The organism is Pedobacter changchengzhani (genome assembly GCF_004354365.1).
Taxonomy (GTDB): domain Bacteria; phylum Bacteroidota; class Bacteroidia; order Sphingobacteriales; family Sphingobacteriaceae; genus Pedobacter; species Pedobacter changchengzhani.
Genome location: NZ_SJCY01000007.1, coordinates 1 through 21,124, shown reverse-complemented (window position 1 = coordinate 21,124; position 21,124 = coordinate 1). Strand labels below are relative to the sequence as shown.

The window sequence follows — 21,124 nt, the reverse complement described above, 5'->3', positions numbered from 1 at the left end:
TTTGATTTTCCGTCTTTGCGAGGAACGAAGCAATCTTAAATCGTTTTGCGAACAAAGAGAGATTGCCACGTCGTTCCTCCTCGCAAGGACGCAGTGGGGAACGCATGCAGACTACAAATAAACATTTGGCAAAATTTCCCAAGCCCAAGGTTTTTTAAAAGTTTTGAAAGTTCTTAATTGGGTAAAAAACAAAATTTCGGTGCTTTTCCTGTTTCCAATATCTCGCCTGTGCAAATTGCCAACCGTTGTAAAAAGTTGTCGGGTATTAAAATCGTAAATCCTTTCTGTCATATCGCCTGTATTTTGGTTAAAATAAAGGTTTATTGCACTTGTTAAAAACCAATCGTCATTTTCAAATTTAAAAGTGTAACCCATTTCCCAGCGCCATTCTGCACCTCCTCTAAAACGTAAAAACAGCTGTTGGTCTTTTATTACTATTTGCTGTAGTGGGTCGCCAAGTCGGCCACCTTCTTCCGATCGCAAAATGAAATCGTTGTTTTGTACGGATAAGTGGTAAATCCCAGTAAATTTATCTTTAAAATAAATGACTAAAATTCGAGGTTTTTGAGTTTCTTTTATAATATCTGATTGGTTATCGCCATAAGCTCTTGTTTCATCAATAACTTTATCGGATTCAAAAATCAATGCTAAATCATCAACACCATCATTGTTTAAATCACCTTGGGCAGTTTCAATTACAGTCCAATTTTTTGGCGTAAACTGTTGTGTAGATGAACCTTCCTGCTTAACCTTTGGGAAAATAAAGGATTTTTGAGCAAAAGTATTTTGAGCAAAAGTATTTTGAACAAAGAGTATAGATAGTAAGAGAAGCAATAACCTCATTCAATAAAAGTAAATTAATGTTGATTTGTTTATACAACGTGATTTAAGCGTTTTTAGTTTGTTTAGGGTTTTTTTGCGTTATGAACAAGCCTGCGGTTAAGTAAACCTTATTGCAGCGAACACCGAACAGCAGCCTTTTTCGGCTGTTGTGGAGGTAAAGCGGAAAGAAGGACTGCAGAAGCCTTTATGAACTGACTTACGTTTTCATATAAAATAATTTCAAAAGCTAAAAGGCAACATATATCTTAAAAAATCACGTAATTTGTATTTTATAAAATTCCTTTTGAAGACAGATCTTTTTATTATTACGCCACCTTTTACACAACTAAATACTCCATATCCGGCTTCGGCTTACATAAAAGGGTTTTTAAATACAAAAGATATTAGCGCTACCCAAGCCGATTTAGGTATTGAAGTAATTATAGAATTATTTTGTAAAAAAGGTTTGACGCGGATGTTTTCCAAAACGAAGCCTCTCCTTACGCCAAATGCTAAGCGTATTTTTGCTTTACAGGAAGATTATATAAAAACAATAGATGCTGTTGTTGCTTTTCTACAAGGTAAAAACCCAACGTTAGCTTTACAAATTTGTGGCGATGATTTTTTGCCACAAGCATCGAGATTTGAGCAATTAGAAGAATTAGATTGGGCTTTTGGTGCAATGGGTACGCAAGATAAGGCCAAACATTTAGCAACGCTTTATCTCGAAGATATTTCGGATTTTATTGTAGAATGTGTTGATGAAAATTTCGGTTTTAGTAGATATGCAGAACGTTTGGGCAGAAGTGCAAATTCATTTAATGAGTTGTATAATGCTTTAAATCAAGAGCTAAGCTATATTGATGAGATTTTAATTGCCGTATTGAAACAGTATATTGAAACTGTGGAGCCTAAACTTTTTTTAATTTCAGTACCCTTTCCAGGGAATTTATACAGTGCTTTCCGTTCGGCACAATGGGTTAAAAAAAATCATCCCGAGATTAAAATTTCGATGGGTGGCGGTTTCCCGAATACCGAATTGCGCTCTCTTACTGATGCCCGTGTTTTTGAGTTTTTCGATTTTATTACTTTGGATGATGGCGAATTGCCAATAGAACTACTTGTTCAGAATATATTGGGCAACATTCCTAAAGAAATGCAAATGTACAAGCGTACGTTTATGCTCGAAAATGGAGTAGTTGTTTATAAAAATGATTCGTTTAGGAAGGATTATAAACAAGCTGATGTTGGCACGCCTGACTATGCCGGCTTGCCTTTGGATAAGTATATTTCGGTAATAGAAATTGTTAACCCCATGCACCGAATGTGGAGCGATGGACGTTGGAATAAATTAACGATGGCGCATGGTTGTTATTGGGGTAAATGTACTTTTTGCGATATTTCTTTAGATTATATTAAAATTTATGAACCTGTTGCAGCGAAACAAATTGTAGATCGGATTGAAGAATTATCAATTGCAACGGGCCAAAATGGCTTTCACTTTGTGGATGAAGCTGCACCGCCTGCTTTAATGCGTGAGGTGGCTTTAGAAATTCTCCGTAGAAGAATAGCCATTACCTGGTGGACAAATATTCGTTTTGAGAAAAGCTTTTCGGCTGATTTGTGTTTACTGCTAAAAGCTTCGGGATGTATTGCGGTTTCTGGTGGATTAGAAGTTGCTTCTGATAGGTTATTAAAACTGATTGATAAAGGCGTAACGGTTGAGCAAGTAGCTAAAGTGACTCGTAATTTTACCGAAGCTGGCATTATGGTGCATGCTTATTTAATGTACGGTTTCCCAACGCAAACGGTACAAGAAACGGTTGATAGCTTAGAAATGGTTCGCCAGTTATTTGAAAATGGTGTTTTGCAGTCGGGTTTTTGGCACCAATTTGCTATGACCGCGCATAGCCCAATTGGTTTATATCCCGAAAAATTTGATGTAAAAAAAGATACTGAGGTTATTGGAACATTTGCCAACAACGATTTGAATTATATTGATAAAACAGGGATTGATCACAATAAATTTAGCTATGGATTAAAAAAATCGTTATTTAATTTTATGCATGGCATCTGTTTCGATTATAAATTGCAAGATTGGTTCGACTTTAAAATTCCGAAAACTACTATTGTTGCTAATTTTATTGAGAATGCGCTTAAACCCTTAACCCCTGAAGGGGAATATTTTAATGTCAAACCAACAGCCAAAGTGGTTTGGTTAGGTGGTACGCCCGATGCTGAATATTTTACTAAGACTAAAAAGGGTAATTCTTGGGAAACTGCTTCGCTTACGTTTCATGATAAAAAACAAAGTTTTACCATCCAAACCAATAAAATAGAAGGTGAGTGGTTGTTGTCAATCTTGGATAAGATGTCGTTAAGTTCTTCACCTCTTCAAGGTAGCAAAGGGTTGACTTTCAATGAGGTTAAAGCAGATTTTGAAACCGAAATGGAAAACTTCGAATTATTTTGGTTTTCTAAGCCAATTAACACGCTGAGAGAATTTGGGTTGTTGGTTTTGTAGGTTTTTTAATTGTGGTTGGTTTTGTTAATCTGGATTTGCAATCCAGTTCTATAGAGAGGCGGATTTAAATCCGCAGATCGTAAAGTCGAGATTGCAAATCTCGACTAGCGAAAGCTTAGTTTCTGTTGGTTTTGTTGGTCTGGATTTGCAATCCAGATTAATGAGTAGCGGATTTCAAATCCGCAGATCGTAAAGTCAAGATTGCAAATCTCGACTAACGGGCACCCTTTTTTATTCCACCATCATAATTTAGTATATTTGTTAAATGCAAGATGCAGTTAAAAATAAAAGTGTATTGATAGCACGACTGAAAGATAATAATAAGCAATTGAAATCTTTCGGTGTTGTAAGCATGGGTATATTTGGCTCATTTATTACTGGAAAATTTAATTCAGATAGCGATGTAGATCTTTTGGTAGATTTTGATCCGAAGCAAAAAAGCTATGACAATTTTATGGATTTGTCTTTTTTTTTAGAAGACTTATTGGGACGAAAAGTAGAATTGGTAACTCCACAATCATTAAGTAAATATATTGGCTCACATATATTAAAGCAAACTGAATATGTTGCCATCTAATATTGAGCTATTAAAGCATATTCTTGAAGAAATTTCTTTTGTTCTTAATGCAGTACTAGATAAAGAGAAGGATTTGGTTATCAATGATCCAACTTTGTCAAGGGCCATTATCAGAAGTCTTGAAATTATTGGTGAAGCCAGTTCGAAAATTGATTCTGATTTTAAATTATTATATCCTCAAATTGAATGGAGGAAGTTATCCAATACTCGTAACCGATTAATTCATGATTATTTCGGAGTTGATTATGATATTGTTTGGGATATTATCGTTTCTAAATTACCCGATCTTGAAGAAGAAATTCGATTTATAATTTCTGGTAGAGTATAATTAACTTTTGTTGGTCTGGATTTGCAATCCCGATCTATACAGGCGGATTTCAAATCCGCAGATCGTAAAGTCGAGATTGCAAATCTCGACTAGCGAAAGCTTAGTTTTTGTTGGTTTTGTTGGTCTGGATTTGCAATCCACATTAATGAGTAGCGGATTTTAAATCCGCAGATAGCAAAGTCGAGATTGCAAATCTCGACTAGCGAAAGCTTAGTTTTTGTTGGTTTTGTTGGTCTGGATTTGCAATCCACATTAATGAGTAGCGGATTTTAAATCTGCAGATCGTAAAGTCAAGATTGCAAATCTCGACTAGCGAAAACTTAGTTTTTGTTGGTTTTGTTGATCTGGATTTGCAATCCCGATTTATACAGTCGGATTTTAAATCCGCAGATAGCAAAGTCAAGATTGCAAATCTCGACTAGCTGGATTTTGGCTGTATTATATGTTCAGTAACCAAGCGCACAATGAAAAGCCTAAAATTATTGTAGCATACCAGAGACAAAAGCAAATTCATTCATGTTATTTACCACCTAATCACATCCCGGCACAGTGTAAGTCCAAGTTTCTTCCCCACCAACCGGAACAGAATAGCCTAAACCTCTGCTGTTTTCAAACCATAATTTGCCTCTCAATTTCTCTCTTGTACCAACCTCGTTTAAGGTAGCACTATCGTATAATCGCCCGTTTATCATCACGTACTTTATCTTTTCTGAGTTTCTAATATCGCTTAAAGGGTTTGCATCCATAACCACTAAATCGGCTAATTTGCCAACCTCAAGCGATCCAATTTCTTTGCTCATGCCCAAATAACTGGCGCCATTTAAAGTTGCTACTCTCAAAGCCTGCATTGGTGTCATACCTCCTTGTACCATCATCCAAAGTTCCCAATGTGCGCCTAAACCTTGTATTTGTCCATGTGCACCTAAGTTTATTTTAGTGCCTGCATCGGCAATTTGTTTTGCTGCTTTTGCAACATCTATGTGGTTGTAATCTCCATATTCTGATGTGGTTCTTCTCCTTGCACGCTCATCAATTATTGCCCGTGGCGTATAAGTCATTAACTTTTCGTTTTCCCAAACGTTGGTTCTGTCGTACCAATAATTTTCGCCCCATTGGCCACCGTAGGCCACGATTAGCGTTGGCGTATAAGCAACGTCTGTATTCTTCCAAAAATCTACAACATCTTTATAAATAGGCACAACAGGAATACTGTGTTCAATTCCTGTATGTCCATCAGCAATCATGTTCATATTGGTAAAAAATGTCGATCCACCTTCGGGAACAACCTCCATTTTTAACTGTCTCGCCGCTTCTAAAATCTGTTGTCGTTGATCTCTTCGCGGTTGGTTGTACGATTTTACCGAGAAAGCTCCAACCGCTTTCAATCTACGAAGGTTAGACAATGCATCATCCAAACTATTAATCACCACTTTAAAATCTCCATCTGCACCATATAAAATAGAACCTGTTGAATAAACCCTTGGGCCAATCATTCTACCTGCTTTTAGCATTTCACTTTGGCTAAAAACCATTTCTGTATTGCTCGATGGATCATGAGAAGTGGTTACGCCAAAAGCCAAATTTGCCATGTAGCTCCAATCACTTTGTGGCGAAATACCATCAGGGCTTGTACGTAAATGTGCGTGCACATCAACAATTCCGGGGATTATCGTTTTGCCATTAACATCGATAATTTTTGCATCTGCAGGAATATTTACAGCGTCTGTTTTACCAATTGCTATTATTTTATTTCCTTCGGTGATGATGGTTCCATTCTCAATTACTTCATCACCTTTCATTGATATAATTCTTGCACCTTTTAAAGCGACAATACCGGTTGGTACATCGGTTTTTAAAACTAAATTAATATCAGCCGAAGTAACTTCAGGTTTAGGAGAAGCACCATCGAAGTTAAAAGCACTGTTCACATCAATCGTAAAATATTTTGGCCCCAATGTCCAATGTAATTTCTTACTATCGGTTGCCCATTGAATGTAAGTTCCACCGTCGTTGGTTATTTTAGCTACCGGGATTGATTTATTTCCTGCAGAAGCATCTTGGGCTGTACCAACATTAATCATTGGTGTGATATATACATTAAAAAGCTCTGTAAAAGCTAAGTATTTATTATCTGGACTGATTACGAACTGATTTGCATATTGAGAAGTGAAGTGCACCCGCTCGTTTCCGCCATTTAAATCTACACTCTTCAACGCTTTTTTTCCGTCGGCATAGCTTTGATAATAAATGCGAGAATCGGTATTATTAAATTGAGGTTTAATTCCATTATCAATAACTAAAGTTTTACTTCCGCCGGTAGCTGGCATGATGTAAATTCCAGTTCCTCTACCAAAATTGTAACCCAAAACGTCGTTTCCACTGCCTTTTCTAAAAACAATTTTATCGCCTTTGGTAGAATATTGCGGACTGTAATAAAAACCCTTTTCATCGGTTAAGGTAATCGTTTTCCCCGATTTTATTTCTGTTTTTTTAATCGCCCCTCTTAATTCATCATTCCATGTGGTGTAAATAACAGATTTTCCATCTGGACTAAAATTGGGTTCAAACTCGAAATCTAAACCAGTAGTTAACCGTTCTGGAGTTCCGTTGGGCATTTCTTTTTTATACAAAAAACCTGCTGCGTTAAAAATAACGGTATTCCCATCAGGAGATGTAGTTAATTGCCTCAACATTTTAGCTTTAAACTCGTTACTAAAAACTTGTTGTTCAAAATGTAGCGATTGTTGCACGGTTTGAACGCTATTTACTTGAAAAGGAATTTCGTCTGTTTGTAAGGTAGATAAGTCGGTTTTTCTAATCTTTCCTTTGGCGTAAAAAACTAACGATTTATTATCTGGTGTCCACGCAAAGTTTGGATATACACCAAATATTGCCCAAGTTTCTTGCTGATCGTGAGAAAGATCTTGATAAATAGGCCATTCTTCACCGGTTTTAATGTTCTGAACAAAAAGGGTCGATTTTAGTCTAACGCGTTTTACGTAAGCCATCAAACTTCCATCTGGAGAAATTTGCGGTCTGCAAGCACCGCCTTGTTCATCAATTAAATTTGTAAGTTTTCCGGTACTTAAATCTAGCTGTCTTATTGCGTAAATGGTGCCGTTTGGATCTTTACTATATTGAAAATTTGGACCCGGACTTACATCTTCGCTAAAATAAACATATTTCCCATCAGGCGAAATGTTCGGTTCTCCAGCATCTTGCTGATCATTTTTACGCTTGGTTAACTGTACACCATCGCCTCCGTTAATATTGTACATCCACATTTCGCCCGCACCTAAAGATCGGGTGCCTGTAAAATGCTTTCTAGCCACTAAATACTCGCTATTCGGCATCCAAGTTGCATTATTTAGCAACCTGAACGATTCTTTAGTAATTTGCTTTTTGCCAGAACCATCGCGGTTCATCATCCATATATTATCACCGCCACTTTTATCACTGGTGTAAGAAATGTATTTTCCATTGGGGCTAAAACGGGGTTGAACATCCCAAGCGATGCCACCACTTAATAATTTGGCACTGCCACCTGTAATTGGCATCGTGTAAATATCGCCCAATAAATCGAACACAATATCTTTACCATCAGCACTTACATCTAAATTCATCCATGTACCTTCAGTTAGGTTTAAGCTAAAGTTTTTTGTTTGGCCAATATATTTTTCTACATCCCACTTTTTATCTTGGGCTTTGGCCGATAAAAGGAGTAGAACTAAAGCAGAAAGAAAATAAATGTGTTTCATATTATGATATAATTAACGGAATAATTCGTGTATTTTTTGTTGTAACAGATTTTTGTCTGGCAATTGAGTTTTATATTCTGATACCATTGTTGGTGATAAGCTTCTGCTTAACGCATACTCAACAACTTGATTATCTTTATCCTTACACAGCAGAATACCTATACTTGGATTTTCATGATTTTTCTTCACATCTCTATCCAATGCTTCTAAATAGAAATTTAGTTGACCTAAATGTTGGGGCTGAAATTTGTCGGCTTTTAATTCAAAGGCAACTAAACACTGTAAACCACGATGATAGAAAAGTAAATCTATATAGAAATCGCTATTACCAACTTCAACTTTATATTCTTCTCCAATAAAGAGGAAATCCTTACCTAATTCAAGGATGAGGTTTTTCATCTGTTTTAATAATTCTTTCTGCAATTCACTTTCATTGAAAGGCACAGGTAGATTTAAGAATTCAAATACGTAGCTATCTCTAAATGTATTTTCTGCATTTGGGTGTAATTCTCTCACCAGTGGTGAGAATTTTGTATTACCAATCAAAGTTCTTTCGAAAAGGCTCGATGAAATTTGTCGCTCTAGCTCTCTTTTGCTGAGTTTTTCTGTTTTACAAATATTTAGATAAAATTCTTTTTCATTGATTTCTTTTGTTCTTGAAAGAATTATTAAATTATTCGTCCAACTAATTTCTCTCAACAATGTCGAGAGTTTTGGTAGATCCTGATAAGTCTCAAAAAACTGTTTCATTCTCCAAAGATTTTTATCAGAAAACCCTTTTAATTCAGGCTCAGTGCGTTGCAGATAATTAGCCAGTTGCTTTACAACAGATTGACCCCAATCAGAATTACTAATGCGTTTATTAATATATTCGCCAATATTCCAATATAAATCGATTAATTCTTTATTTACAGCTTTGATAGCACTGCTTCTCGATTTTTTAATTAAGCTTACTATTTCTGTAAATTGGACTTCAAGCATGCAATAGGTTTATTTAACAAAGTTAATAATCTTTTCTAAAGTTGAATTTCTATCAATTGTAATTATACTATTGCAATCCGTTAAAATTTTATAGTTTTGGTGTAGCCGATTTATGACAGCGACAGAGATTTTACAAAAATATTGGGGCCATCAAGCTTTCAGACCTTTGCAGGAAGATATTATTTCGTCGGTTTTAGATGGAAAAGATACCTTAGCGCTTTTGCCTACTGGCGGAGGAAAATCAGTCTGTTTTCAAGTTCCGGCATTGGTTAAAGAAGGTATTTGCATCGTAGTTTCGCCTCTTATCGCGCTAATGAAGGACCAGGTAGAGAACCTAAAAGCCAAAGGAATTGAAGCGATTGCCATTTACTCAGGCATGGGCAAAAGAGAAATTGATATTCTGTTGGATAACTGTATTTACGGCAAAATAAAATTCTTGTATTTATCGCCAGAACGTTTGCTTTCAGAATTGGTGCAAGTTCGGATTTCTTACATGAAAGTCAACTTAATTGCGGTTGATGAGGCGCATTGTATCTCGCAATGGGGTTACGATTTTCGTCCGCCGTACCAACAAATCCATAAACTCAGAACTATCCATCCTGATGTGCCTTTTTTGGCTTTAACGGCAACAGCTACAAATTTTGTTCGAAAAGACATTATTGAGAAACTCGAAATGGCAAATCCTGCTATTTTTGTAAAAAGTTTTGCTAGAGATAATTTAAGTTACTCTGTTTTTGCGCAAGAAGATAAGTACAAGAAACTGATTAGCGTTTGCAAAAATGTTAAAGGCACAGGTTTGGTGTACGTGCGGAACAGACGAGAAACCGCTGAAGTTTCTAATTTCTTAAACCGCAATCAAATTAAAGCTGATTTTTACCATGCGGGATTAGAAAGCAACATTCGTTTTGCCAAGCAAGCCGATTGGAAAGAAAATAGAACCCGAATAATGGTAGCTACAAATGCTTTTGGTATGGGGATAGACAAAGCCGAAGTTCGTTTTGTGGTGCATTTAGATTTGCCCGAAAGTTTAGAGGCTTACTATCAAGAGGCAGGAAGGGCAGGTAGAGACGAAAAAAAAGCTTACGCAGTGCTCTTGGCAAACCATTCGGATATTTTAAACATCGAAGCCCGATATATCAACAGCTTTCCATCGCCAGATGAAATTAGAAAAACCTACCATTATTTAGGCAATTACTTTCAACTTGCTTTCGGTGCAGGCGAAGGGTTAACCTTTACTTTTGATATAGCCGATTTTTGTAGGCGATTTAATATTGGTGTTTTGAAAACAATTTCGGCTTTAAAATTTTTAGAACATGATGGTTATTTAACTTTATCAGAAAGTATTTTTTTGCCATCAAGGCTGATGTTTATTGTTGGACATGAAGATGTTTACCGTTTCCAAATTGAAAATAAAGGATACGACAGCATTATAAAAACCATTTTAAGATCTTATGGTGGTGCTTTTGATGGTTATACAAAAATTAACGAAGCAGATTTAGCAAAAAAAATCGGTCTTTCGTATAACGAAACTGTTAAGCTTTTAAAAAAGCTCGAAGAAATAGAGATGGTATCTTACATCCAGCAAACCGATCAGCCTCAATTACAATATATTAGACCAAGAATTGATATGGATCATTTCGATTTGGATGTTAAATATTTATCCTTAAGAAAACAGATTTTATTAAAGCAAATTAATGCAGTAGTTGAGTATGCATCGACCAAAAAATGCCGAAATATTCAGTTATTAACTTATTTTGATGAGCATAATGCCCGCAAATGTGGTGTTTGCGATGTCTGTTTGGCTGAGAAAAGGATAGAAGATAGCGGAGAGTTATCAGGACGGATTGATTTTGAAGTAATATCTTTATTGCAAAAACAGCATTTCGATCTTGATGATTTGGTACAAAGCTTAAAAATCGGGACCGAAGAAAATAGGATAGATGCCATTAGAGAATTATTAGATGCAGGCAAAATAAAAACAGATGGTAAGAAATATTATCTTTAACCACTTAAACCGATACAAAGCTTAATGACAGAAAAAAATAACAAGAAAACCATTCGTTCATGGGCTTTCTTCGATTGGGCAAATTCTGCTTATAACTTAGTAATTACGTCAACAATTTTCCCGGCATATTATTCGGCAATAACCTCCGATAAGAATGATAAAACGATAGATTATGTAACTTTTTTGGGGATGAAGTTTGTAAATTCATCACTGTACAGTTATGCCATGGCTTTTGCTTTTTTAGTAATTGCAATCGCTTCGCCAATATTATCATCCATTGCAGATACCAGAGGTAACAAGAAAATATTTATGAAAATGTTTACTTACATCGGTGCTACTGCCTGTGGAATGTTAATATTTTTTAAATACGATTATGCTACCGGCGTTGGTAATTTAAACTTTAGCGTGCTTATGTTTATCATTGCTGCCATCGGTTTTTGGGGCAGTTTGGTTTTTTATAATTCATATCTGCCCGAAATTGCAACACCCGATAAACAAGATGCAGTAAGTGCTAAAGGTTTTACTTACGGTTATATCGGCAGTGTAATTTTACAAATTATCTGCTTTGTTTTTGTATTCTTTCCCAAGCAATTTGGCTTGGCCGATGAAGGTGCAGCTTCTAGATTATCGTTTCTTCTAGTAGGCGTGTGGTGGGTTGCTTTTGCACAAATACCATTTAAAAATTTGCCCAAAGGGAAACCAAATTTAAAAGCAAGTACAGGTAATGTTTTAACAAGTGGATTTAAAGAACTGCAAAAAGTGTGGAACCAAGTAAGAAAAATGAAACATATAAAAAGGTTACTTTATGCTTTTTTCTTTTACTCTATGGGCGTGCAAACAGTAATGTTAATGGCAACAATATTTGGCGAAAAAGAACTGCACTTGCCAACCGAAAAACTGATTGGAACGATATTGCTTTTACAAATTGTGGCCATACCGGGTGCAATGCTCATGTCATACTTGGCGAAAAACTTTTTTGGCAACGTTAAAGTGCTTATTGGCGTGGTAGTTATTTGGATTGGATGCTGTATTTACGGCTATTATATCCATACCGAAATGCAGTTTTATATTTTAGCCAGTGTTGTGGGTTTAATTATGGGTGGCATTCAGTCGTTATCACGTTCTACTTATTCCAAATTTTTACCGCAAGAAAGTCCAGATCATACTTCATATTTTAGCTTTTATGATGTGGCTGAAAAAGTGGCATTAGTGTTTGGGATGTTTAGTTTTGGTTTTATTGAAGAGTTAACCGGAAGCATGCGGAATTCTATCCTTGCAATAGCTGTTTTCTTTGTTGTTGGATTAATATTTCTTCTTTTTGTATTAAAAGTAGAGCCTAAAGAAAGTAAAGCCGTAAATTAGCAGTCTTAATTTTTACAAAAATCATCACCTCCGAATGAAAGTTGAATTGTTTATACCTTGTTTTGTTGATCAATTATATCCAGAAACTGCATTTAATACCCTTAGGTTATTAGAAAAATCAGGCTGCGAGGTGATCTATAATTCTAAGCAAACTTGTTGCGGTCAGCCGGCTTATAATGCGGGTTTTTGGGACGATGCAAAAGAAGTTGGGACAAAATTTTTAAATGATTTTTCGGAAAATACGTATGTCGTTGCACCATCAGCATCTTGTGTAGGAATGGTTAAAGGTGGTTTTAACGATTTATTTACAAATACCATCGTGCATAATAAATGTAGAAATTTACAGTCAAATATTTTCGAACTTTCTGATTTTTTAGTTAATGTAGTTAAGCGCGATTATTTTGGTGCAGAATTAGAAGGAAAAGCAGTTTACCACGATTCTTGCAGTGGTTTAAGAGAATGTAAGATTAAAGATGAACCTCGCCAATTGTTATCAAAAGTGCATGGTTTAGAAATGTTAGAAATGGTAGACACCGATATGTGCTGCGGTTTTGGTGGTACTTTTGCTGTTAAGTTTGATGCGATTTCTTCGGCAATGGCCGAACAAAAAGTTAATAATGCGCTCGATCAAAAAGCCGATTACATTATTTCAACTGATCTTTCTTGCCTTTTACATTTGCAGGGGTATATCGAAAAAAACAATTTACCGATAAAAACAATGCACATTGCCGATGTATTAACAAATGGCTGGTTAGAAACTACAGAATATTAGTCGTCATTACCCGTCTCCGCTACGCCTTATTCCATTATTTTGTTTAACATTATTTAACAAGTTTTAAAGTTAAACAGTAATACTTTTGTTTTGATAGATTAAACCAATTGCAATTTTTTTAATCTAAAATCTACATTTTAAAATATTAATGATGAAAAGAATTTTTGCCATATTTTTCCTTAGTTCGATTGCTTTGTGTGCAAGCGCACAGAAAAAATCGTCGGGTGCCATTCAGTTTGAAAGTACGATTGATCCTGCTGCAATGATGGCCGCAAGCGGTATAAAATTATCAGAACAAGTTGCAGCAAGAATACCTTCGAGCAGTAAATCTCAATTTGAATTGCTATTTACGGCAACAAACGCAAGTTATATGCCTGTAGAAGATAATGAAGATAGCAATGGCGCAGGTGGAGGAAATCGCGGTGGCTTTGGCAGAATGATGCGTTTTGCAGGAATGGGCGGTGCAAGAGAATATTATTATTCGTTTGCTGATAAAAAATTAACCGAAGTTTTTGATGTAAGCGATACCACTTACTATATGGCAAGTAAATTACAGCTTTCCACAAAAAATCAAATGCCTGCTTTTAGAGCAAATCCAAATGATTCAGGAAAGGTTAAACCAATGGTGCCACCTGTTATAGAGGTTGTGAAAACAGATTCTACCAGAAAAATTATTGGATTTAACTGTAAAGAAGTGATTGTAAAATCGACAAGAAAGGTGAAAATTTTAGATGTTGAGCGAAACGTTACCGATGAAACACATATTTGGTACACGACAGAATTGGGTTTTGATTTTTCTCCAAACCCAAACCTGTGGACGGAAGGAACCGTATTGGCAATTGATGCACGCGGAACCAGCACAACTGCGAAAAGTATCGAATATAGAAATGTATCTATCAAGGATGTAACGGCGCCTAAAAAAGCGAAGTTAATAACTGAAGAAGAATATCAGGCTAAATTAGAAGCGATGATGAAGCGTTTTAGAGGAAACAGAACTGGCGGTGGTGCAGTAAGAACCATTACCGTTAATTAATTTATCTTAAACACATCACAAAAGATACAAAGAACACAAAAGTTTTCTATTTAAAGGAATTGTATTAATGCATAGCTTGTAGCGTTTTGGTATTTTTATTCGCTATTTTTAGTGTTTTTTGTGGTTGAAATAAAAAAAATCTAATTTTTGTTAAGTTCTACTTTATATAAATTTTTTGAGGCTGTTTCTCAATTGAGCAGGCTTTTTCTATTTCAAACCGAATAGTTTTTTATATCTTTGCATCAAATAAAAAATCACTTTGTATGTGATTTAATTAACTTTTTTTATAAACAATTCCGACTTCTAAGTTAAAGATTTCGGGATAAATCATAGTTGTAGATGATTAATATTACTTTACCTGATGGCTCTTTCCGTCAGTATGAAAAGGGCACATCTGCCCATCAAATTGCATTGTCAATTTCCGAAGGTTTAGCGCGAAATGTATTGGCCGCCGAGGTTAATGGAGAAGTTTGGGATTCAACACGTCCGATCGAAACTGATTCGACTGTTAAACTCTTGACTTGGAATGATACTGAAGGTAAAACAACCTTTTGGCATTCTTCTGCCCACATTATGGCCGAAGCTTTAGAAGCTCTTTATCCAGGTACAAAATTTGGTATTGGCCCCGCTATCGAAACTGGCTTTTATTACGACGTAGATTTTGGTGAAAAAGAATTTTCTTCGGATGATTTCAAAGCCATCGAAACCAAAATAATTGAACTTTCTAAACAAAAAGAAGCTTTTACACGTACAAGTGTAGGCAAAGCCGATGCAATAAAATATTTTACCGAAAAAGGTGATGAATATAAATTGGATTTAATTGATGGCCTGGAAGATGGAAAAATTACTTTCTATAATCAAGGTCAATTTACCGACTTATGCCGTGGTCCACACATTCCACACACTGGTTTTATTAAAGCAGTAAAACTGATGAATGTTGCCGGTGCTTACTGGAGAGGCGATGAAACAAAAAAGCAACTTACCCGTATATATGGTGTAACTTTTCCAAAAGCGAGCGAGCTTACCGAATATCTGTTGATGATCGAGGAAGCGAAAAAACGCGATCACCGTAAATTGGGTAAAGAATTAGAATTGTTCATGTTCTCTGAGAAAGTTGGCGCAGGTTTGCCAATGTGGCTGCCAAAAGGAACTGCTTTGCGCGAGCGTTTAGTTAATTTCTTAACAAAAGCACAATCAAAATCTGGTTACGAACAAGTGGTTACACCACATATTGGCAATAAAAATTTATATGTAACTTCTGGTCACTGGGATAAATATGGTAAAGATTCATTTCAACCTATAAAAACACCACAAGAAGGGGAGGAGTTCTTTTTAAAACCGATGAATTGTCCGCATCACTGCGAAATGTATAAGTTCAAACCGCGTTCTTACAAAGATCTTCCGGTTCGTTTTGCAGAGTTTGGCACCGTTTATCGTTACGAACAAAGTGGCGAGTTGCATGGTTTAACCCGTGTACGTGGGTTTACGCAAGATGATGCGCACTTGTTTTGCATGCCAGAGCAAGTAAAAGATGAATTTAAAAAAGTAATCGATTTAGTGCTTTATGTTTTTAAATCGTTAGGTTTTGATAACTACACCGCACAAATTTCTTTAAGAGATCCAGATAATAAATCAAAATATATTGGTTCTGATGAAAACTGGAAACTGGCAGAAAGTGCAATTATCGAAGCTGCGGCAGAAAAAGGCTTAAATACTGTTATAGAATATGGCGAAGCGGCTTTTTATGGCCCAAAGCTAGATTTTATGGTTAAAGATGCTTTAGGGCGGAAATGGCAGTTGGGAACGATACAGGTAGATTACAATTTGCCAGAACGTTTTGAATTGGAATATACAGGAAGCGACAATTTAAAACATCGTCCGGTAATGATTCACCGAGCTCCATTTGGCTCATTAGAACGTTTTGTGGCTGTATTGATTGAACATTGCGCCGGAAATTTCCCGCTATGGCTAAGTCCTGAGCAATTTACAATTCTTCCTATTTCAGAAAAATATGAAGAATATGCAAAAAAAGTTTTAGATGAGCTAAATAATTCCGATATTCGCGGGCTGATAGACTTTCGAGATGAAAAAATCGGTCGGAAAATCCGCGATGCGGAAATCAAAAAAATTCCATACATGCTCATTATCGGTGATAAAGAGATGGCCGAAGGAAAAGTTTCGGTTCGTAAACATGGTGAGGGAGATTTAGGTGAGATGACGTTGGAGGAGTTCAACAATTTATTAATAAAAGAAATAACAGTTTAATTAAATTTACACATTTGGCATTAGGAAGACCAGGATTTAATAGGGGGCCACGTCCACCTTTTAAGAAAAAAGAAGCAGAACATAACATTAATCAGTTTATTAGATCGCCCGAAGTGCGTTTGGCAGGCGATAATGTTGAACCAGGGATTTATCCTTTGGCAAAAGCTTTGGCACTTGCTGATGAGGCAGAATTGGATTTGGTAGAAATTTCTCCAAATGCAGTACCTCCAGTTTGTAGAATTATTGATTACAGCAAGTTTGTTTACGAGCAGAAGAAAAAGCAGAAAGAGATAAAATCAAACGCAAAGCAAACGGTTATTAAAGAAATTCGTTTTGGTCCTAATACCAACGATCACGATTTTCAATTTAAATTAAAGCACGCAGTAAGCTTTTTAGAGAATGGTGAGAAAGTTAGGGCTTACGTGCATTTTAAAGGTAGGGCAATTGTGTATAAAGAGCAAGGTGAAATTTTATTGTTAAAATTCGCTCAAGCTTTGGAAGACATTGGCAAGGTAGAACTTTTACCTAAGTTAGAAGGTAAACGTATGTTCTTAACACTTGCTCCTAAAGTAGCAAAAAAATAAAAATAGGTTTATAAATTTTAAAAACAGGTTATGCCAAAAATGAAAACCAATTCCAGTGCTAAAAAGCGTTTTTCGCTTACTGGAACAGGTAAAATCAAAAGAAACAAAGCATACAAAAGTCACATCTTAACTAAGATGAGTACTAAACGTAAACGTGCGCTTGGAAATGCAGGAATTGTAACAGCTGCAGATTCAGGAAATGTTAAACGTATGCTTTGCATCGGAAAGTAATTTATTAATTTCACCAGGTATCAGGCTTTAAGTTTCCGATTAAACGGAACGCCGCTTGCCAAAAAACAACAACAACATGCCACGTTCGGTAAACGCAGTAGCTTCGAGAAGAAGACGGAAAAAAGTCCTTAATATGGCCAAAGGCTATTGGGGCGCAAGAAGTAAAGTTTTTACGGTTGCTAAAAACACAGTAGAAAAAGGTTTGCAATATGCTTACCGTGACCGTAAGGTTAAGAAAAGAGAATTCCGCGGATTATGGATCCAACGTATTAATGCAGGTGCTCGTCAGCACGGTATTTCTTACTCTCAATTAATCGGTAAATTAGCTTCAAAAGAAATCGGTTTAAACCGTAAAGTATTGGCAGATTTAGCAATGAATCATCCAGATGCTTTCAAAGCTGTAATTGATGCAGTAAAATAGAAATTTTCGCTTTTGCGATTACAATATTAAAAGTTCCGATATTTTATCGGGACTTTTTTTTGGTTTATGTCCTTCTTGCGCAAGCTGTAATGCAAAAAAATAGGTAAAAAATATTCGTAATCCTTATTGCTATCTCGAAATAAATAACTTTAAGGGAAGTGTAATAGCAAGGGTAAATGTAACCCATTCTCTGAGAAAAATCGTGATAGGATGGGGAAGGTTTTGCTAATTTATGCAGAAATGGCATTGCTTGCACAACCATTGTCTTACACCACTAAATGAAATAAATAACGTGAATAACCGTCAGCCATTTTTGAGGAAATTTGCTGTTAGCGGTATGTGCTTCTATTCTTCCAATGTCTGCATAATATTGTTGTCCCACAATTTTTTTGCAAATTCTAAAAACTCTTTTGGTCCGTCAGCAAATGTTTTATCGTATTTGTAGTCGCCACCTCCATAGTGTTTAGTTCCATCGTCATCAGTTCCCTGAAAAACTTTGTTCTGTCCTCTTATTGCAAACTTTTGTTGTCCTTGATACATGATAATTTTCATGTCACAAGGGCTTACGTCTCCGTGGCAAATCGTTTTATACATAACCCAAATTTCACCAACCCCGTCTTTATTAAGGTCTGTAACCTGAAAAGAATTTCTTATAAATTTGGCTTCTATGTCAACAGGGCAGTCGGAAATGAAGTCGTAAACTTTCCAAGTCTGAACAGCACTGTGATTCTTTACTATAAAATGATATGCAAAAAGTTCAGCGTCTCCGCTATCGTTTTCGTGTTTGAATTTTTTGCTTTCATAAATTCCTGTTTCGGTTAGGATAGCAATGTTGTAACCTAAACTGTCAACCCAAGAAACAGCTGTTTTAATTTGCCCTTCATACTTAATTCCTTTCGGGATTTTGGTCAGTTCAAGTTTTTTAGTCACAATTTTTGCTTGCCCGAAAACTGTCAGCGAGATAAATGCTGTCAGTACGAAAAGAAAAAGTTTATATGTCAGTTTGTTTCTCATCATTCTGTTGCTAGTTTAACTGCAGCTATTGCCTCTCCTAGGTTTCCTAAATCATATTCAATTTTATCCATTCGCGAATGAGTTTGTTTTTTTATAAATTTAGTTGAACAATGTTTCTGAATATTCTTTAACGTATTTACCTTTATGGAACTTCCATTTAGGATTATCATTAAAAATTTGCTCAAACAGGTCTTTGCTCATTGAATACCCAAAACTATGAAATACCATAGTTAAAATCATATCATAAGCTCTGAAAACTAATTTATTAATCTCGTTAAACATTTTTGAAGATTCAAAACCTACTGTATTTCCTAGTTCATAATTTCTTACTTGTTCATCTATTTGCTTTTTTGAAGGATGTACATATGCACAAGCTTTATAAAAGAAATCTTTGATTTCACTTTGAAACTGTTCTTTTGTATTAACCGAAAATGGGGTTGAGTATTCATTAACTATATCAATCGAAGAATTTGGTATTTCGTCTCTTAAATATTCTGTTTTAACCTCAAAACTTTCGCCCATTTTAACATAATCAACAACAACATATTTTGTAATCATTTCTATTAAATAACGCAACTCTCTTTTAACGGTGTTATGAATTCCATTTCCGACTAAAGTAAGTATAGCAATAGCCGATTGTATTAAATCATCTATAGCTCTAATGCAAAGAAACTTGTTGTATATGGCTCCACCTCTTGTTGAATAAAAAGATATTGCTCTTAATGTATCAATATAGTCGGCTGAAATATCCTTGATATATTTTAATTCTTGCTGATATTGTTGTGAATTGTATGTTTTCTCAATCCAATCACTTTTTGTTGATATAAAGTTTTCTAAAATCTTTTTTCTTAATTCTTCAATTGGGTCTTCCATATTGGTTTTAGTTGTTAATTAGTTTAAATTCAACTTTTCCAGCTAATTCCGTTAGTTTCTTTTTTCCAAAACTTACTAATTCGCACATTTCAGCGTCACATCTAGAAATCAGATATAGTTCTCCATTCTGCTTAATGTATCTTATTTCTAAATGCGGTTTTCTCGTTATAATCCATAAATTGGTTAAGAATTGTGATGAATGAATTCCTCTCATTTTAGCATCTCCGTTTGTCAAATCTTTTAATGTCAGAATAGCTTTTGGGATGTTCTTATATTCTAAATCTATAATCTCAAATCCTTGGCTCATAATTCCAGATGATATTGTCAGAAAATCTATTTCCTCTCTAGCTTCCATATCACTTGGCTTTGTGAAACTTTTAAACTCATTCATATTATCGTAACCAAATATTTTATGAGCTAAATTTAATATTTCTGTTGAACGCATACATTGTTCTAACCTATCATATAATTCCTCTCTCTTTAGAACAATTTTGTTCTTCTTTTCTCCTGTCCCGTATTCGCAGTGAATAAGTTCTTTTTTTATTGAATAATTATGATGAGCAGAAATATTTCTCCAATCTGAAAACCTGATATTGTCAGGAACAGTTTTAAATAAATTTGGACAATTTGAATTATTTATTAATTCGTCAATAACGTTCCCTAATTTAAGTTCGATTACTTTTTGAATATCAAAGGTCTTGTTTCTCAATACTCGATTAATCATAAGTTGTTCTAAATACAATATTTTAGAAATTCCTTCTATAATATCTGAAATGTCTTTAAGAGAAGTTTGAGCGAACTCTTCTAATTCAAGGTTTTTTTTATCAACTTCTAAATTTAAAAAACTCCAAAATTTATTACCTGCTTCTATGTGCTTTGGTGATAAAGAAGCTAATATTTCAATAGTTCTTTCTTTGTTGATTTTTTTCGCCGATTTGTAATTGCTTAAAACCAAAAGCAAGTCTCTTTCAATATTAGGATATATAATTGAAACGCGCATTATATTTATCCAGTCAGGAACTAAATATTTAACCGCGATTTCATCAAGAATGTTTTTGTTCTCAAAATAGGTAGAGAATGTTTCAATTATTTCCTTTTTTATACTTTCAGGCGTATATCCGTTTTCAAACAAGAGAGGTAATGGACTTTTATCTTTAAGTCCGATTAGTATTCTCTTAAATTTCTTTAAATCTTTCAAAAATGAAGTTGGTTTTCAAATTGTGGCTAACGTTTTGAAAATTTGTGCATAAATGGCATTGCTTGCAGAACCATTGTCGCACCGCACCAAATTAAGTAAATAAAGATGAACTGACGTAAACCACCGTCAGCCATTTTTGCACAAATTTGCTGTTAGCGGTTGTTGTGTGTCCTGCGTTACCAAGGGTACAAGATATAAAAGTTCTTTGAAATGGTAACAAAACTTTGTTAGAGATGATAGGCTTTAACTGACTTTAGAAACGAGCCAATATTAGATAATTGGAGGTCTCACAGAAAAAGGAAGTCAAAGAATTGGACTATCAGATAGGACTTTCAGGAGTTGTGTCTAAACCGCCCTGAGGTGCTGATTTTAAGAG

At 35.3% G+C, this 21,124-nt stretch carries 17 protein-coding genes; 11 read left to right on the top strand and 6 right to left on the bottom strand.

Annotated elements, in window-relative coordinates; translation table 11 throughout:
- Nucleotides 1-111 precede the first annotated feature (111 nt).
- Nucleotides 112-843: a hypothetical protein gene (locus EZJ43_RS10760; protein WP_133262722.1), complete on the bottom strand. Its 732-nt coding sequence runs from the start codon at nucleotides 841-843 to the stop codon at nucleotides 112-114.
- Between the two features lie 283 nt (nucleotides 844-1,126).
- Between EZJ43_RS10760 and EZJ43_RS10755 the strand changes: the two genes are divergently transcribed.
- The 3 genes from EZJ43_RS10755 to EZJ43_RS10745 all read left to right on the top strand — a co-directional run bounded on the left by EZJ43_RS10755 (nucleotide 1,127) and on the right by EZJ43_RS10745 (nucleotide 4,251).
- The gene (locus EZJ43_RS10755; protein ID WP_133262721.1) at nucleotides 1,127-3,346 is read left to right on the top strand and encodes a B12-binding domain-containing radical SAM protein; all 2,220 of its coding nucleotides are present in this window, start codon (nucleotides 1,127-1,129) and stop codon (nucleotides 3,344-3,346) included.
- A gap of 265 nt (nucleotides 3,347-3,611) precedes the next feature.
- Nucleotides 3,612-3,923 (top strand): nucleotidyltransferase family protein, encoded by a 312-nt coding sequence (locus EZJ43_RS10750; RefSeq protein WP_133262720.1) that lies wholly within the window; start codon nucleotides 3,612-3,614, stop codon nucleotides 3,921-3,923.
- Nucleotides 3,910-4,251, top strand: a complete 342-nt coding sequence (locus tag EZJ43_RS10745; RefSeq protein ID WP_207924614.1) for a HepT-like ribonuclease domain-containing protein — start codon at nucleotides 3,910-3,912, stop codon at nucleotides 4,249-4,251. The genes EZJ43_RS10750 and EZJ43_RS10745 overlap by 14 nt, the downstream gene beginning before the upstream one ends.
- Nucleotides 4,252-4,781: 530 nt before the next feature.
- On the opposite strand, the gene EZJ43_RS10740 is transcribed toward EZJ43_RS10745, so the two are convergent.
- The gene (locus EZJ43_RS10740; RefSeq protein WP_133262719.1) at nucleotides 4,782-8,009 is read right to left on the bottom strand and encodes an amidohydrolase family protein; all 3,228 of its coding nucleotides are present in this window, start codon (nucleotides 8,007-8,009) and stop codon (nucleotides 4,782-4,784) included.
- A gap of 12 nt (nucleotides 8,010-8,021) precedes the next feature.
- Nucleotides 8,022-8,990, bottom strand: coding sequence for a PDDEXK nuclease domain-containing protein (locus tag EZJ43_RS10735; protein ID WP_133262718.1), 969 nt, complete (start codon nucleotides 8,988-8,990; stop codon nucleotides 8,022-8,024).
- Between the two features lie 112 nt (nucleotides 8,991-9,102).
- On the opposite strand from EZJ43_RS10735, the gene EZJ43_RS10730 reads away from it, so the two are divergent.
- The 8 genes from EZJ43_RS10730 to rplT all read left to right on the top strand — a co-directional run bounded on the left by EZJ43_RS10730 (nucleotide 9,103) and on the right by rplT (nucleotide 17,663).
- Nucleotides 9,103-10,995 (top strand): RecQ family ATP-dependent DNA helicase, encoded by a 1,893-nt coding sequence (locus EZJ43_RS10730; protein ID WP_133262717.1) that lies wholly within the window; start codon nucleotides 9,103-9,105, stop codon nucleotides 10,993-10,995.
- A 24-nt stretch (nucleotides 10,996-11,019) separates the two neighbouring features.
- Nucleotides 11,020-12,357, top strand: a complete 1,338-nt coding sequence (locus tag EZJ43_RS10725; protein ID WP_133262716.1) for an MFS transporter — start codon at nucleotides 11,020-11,022, stop codon at nucleotides 12,355-12,357.
- A gap of 34 nt (nucleotides 12,358-12,391) precedes the next feature.
- The gene (locus EZJ43_RS10720) at nucleotides 12,392-13,129 is read left to right on the top strand and encodes a (Fe-S)-binding protein (RefSeq protein WP_133262715.1); all 738 of its coding nucleotides are present in this window, start codon (nucleotides 12,392-12,394) and stop codon (nucleotides 13,127-13,129) included.
- A gap of 151 nt (nucleotides 13,130-13,280) precedes the next feature.
- Nucleotides 13,281-14,162 carry a hypothetical protein gene (locus EZJ43_RS10715; RefSeq protein ID WP_165953145.1) on the top strand — a complete coding sequence of 294 codons (882 nt, stop codon included), beginning with the start codon at nucleotides 13,281-13,283 and terminating at the stop codon, nucleotides 14,160-14,162.
- Nucleotides 14,163-14,501: 339 nt separating this feature from the next.
- Nucleotides 14,502-16,427, top strand: coding sequence for a threonine--tRNA ligase (gene thrS / locus EZJ43_RS10710; RefSeq protein WP_133262713.1), 1,926 nt, complete (start codon nucleotides 14,502-14,504; stop codon nucleotides 16,425-16,427).
- A gap of 14 nt (nucleotides 16,428-16,441) precedes the next feature.
- Nucleotides 16,442-17,011 carry a translation initiation factor IF-3 gene (gene infC, locus EZJ43_RS10705; protein ID WP_133262712.1) on the top strand — a complete coding sequence of 190 codons (570 nt, stop codon included), beginning with the start codon at nucleotides 16,442-16,444 and terminating at the stop codon, nucleotides 17,009-17,011.
- Nucleotides 17,012-17,041: 30 nt separating this feature from the next.
- Nucleotides 17,042-17,242: a 50S ribosomal protein L35 gene (gene rpmI / locus EZJ43_RS10700; protein ID WP_133262711.1), complete on the top strand. Its 201-nt coding sequence runs from the start codon at nucleotides 17,042-17,044 to the stop codon at nucleotides 17,240-17,242.
- 76 nt (nucleotides 17,243-17,318) lie between these two features.
- Entirely contained in the window at nucleotides 17,319-17,663 is a 345-nt protein-coding gene (gene rplT / locus EZJ43_RS10695) for a 50S ribosomal protein L20 (protein WP_133262862.1), read from the top strand.
- 345 nt (nucleotides 17,664-18,008) lie between these two features.
- On the opposite strand, the gene EZJ43_RS10690 is transcribed toward rplT, so the two are convergent.
- The 3 genes from EZJ43_RS10690 to EZJ43_RS10680 all read right to left on the bottom strand — a co-directional run bounded on the left by EZJ43_RS10690 (nucleotide 18,009) and on the right by EZJ43_RS10680 (nucleotide 20,748).
- Entirely contained in the window at nucleotides 18,009-18,680 is a 672-nt protein-coding gene (locus EZJ43_RS10690; protein ID WP_133262710.1) for a M949_RS01915 family surface polysaccharide biosynthesis protein, read from the bottom strand.
- A gap of 96 nt (nucleotides 18,681-18,776) precedes the next feature.
- Nucleotides 18,777-19,550: a hypothetical protein gene (locus tag EZJ43_RS10685; protein WP_133262709.1), complete on the bottom strand. Its 774-nt coding sequence runs from the start codon at nucleotides 19,548-19,550 to the stop codon at nucleotides 18,777-18,779.
- Nucleotides 19,551-19,557: 7 nt separating this feature from the next.
- Nucleotides 19,558-20,748: a hypothetical protein gene (locus tag EZJ43_RS10680; protein ID WP_133262708.1), complete on the bottom strand. Its 1,191-nt coding sequence runs from the start codon at nucleotides 20,746-20,748 to the stop codon at nucleotides 19,558-19,560.
- Nucleotides 20,749-21,124: the final 376 nt, after the last annotated feature.